The following is a 656-nucleotide window of genomic DNA, read 5'->3' as shown; positions in this document are numbered from 1 at the left end:
ACCACCCCGGCCGACGGGCCCGCGATCTGGCCCCCGGCCACCGCCACCCCCCTCACCAGCTCCCCGCAGGAGACGTATACATATCTCGCGGGGCGTGGTTACGGATACGGTCCGGTGTTCACCGGCCTGAAGACCGCCTGGCGCGAGGGCCGGCACATCTACGCCGAGGTCGAACTCCCCGAGCAGGCACACGCCGACGCCGCCCGCTTCACTCTCCACCCCGCACTCCTCGACGCCTCACTCCACGCCATGCTCATCAACCCTGAGCGTGACAGCGAATCCGAGGCGACGCTGCTGCCCTTCGCATGGTCCGGCCTGACCATCCACGCCACGGGCGCCACCAGTCTGCGGGTCCACCTCACCCTCCAGAGCGACGACTACAGCGACATCACCCTCCACATCACCGACCCCACAGGCCGGCCCGTACTCACCGCCGACTCCCTGCACATGCGTGCCGCGACGGCCCGGCAGCTGAACACGACCAGTGCGTCCGCGTCCCTTCACCACCTTGCGTGGCCTGCCCTGCCCGAAACCCGAAACGCCGGCATCACCGAAGAACCCGTCCTGTGGCATGTGAACGCGGATGCGGTGTCGGGTTCGGTTCCGGAGCGGGCCCGTGCACTCACGCACACCGCACTGGAGCAGGTCCAGCGGTG

At 69.1% G+C, this 656-nt stretch carries 1 protein-coding gene; it reads left to right on the top strand.

Features of this window, described 5'->3' with window-relative positions; translation table 11 throughout:
* Positions 1–24: 24 nt before the first annotated feature.
* Positions 25–656 (top strand): polyketide synthase dehydratase domain-containing protein (locus tag NLX94_RS38730; protein WP_254387997.1); only part of this gene is annotated, 632 nt, incomplete at its 3' end.

The organism is Streptomyces sp. TBY4, assembly GCF_024213195.1.
Lineage (GTDB): Bacteria > Actinomycetota > Actinomycetes > Streptomycetales > Streptomycetaceae > Streptomyces.
Note: the sequence above shows the minus strand (reverse complement) of the source record. Positions and strands in the feature narration are given on the sequence as shown.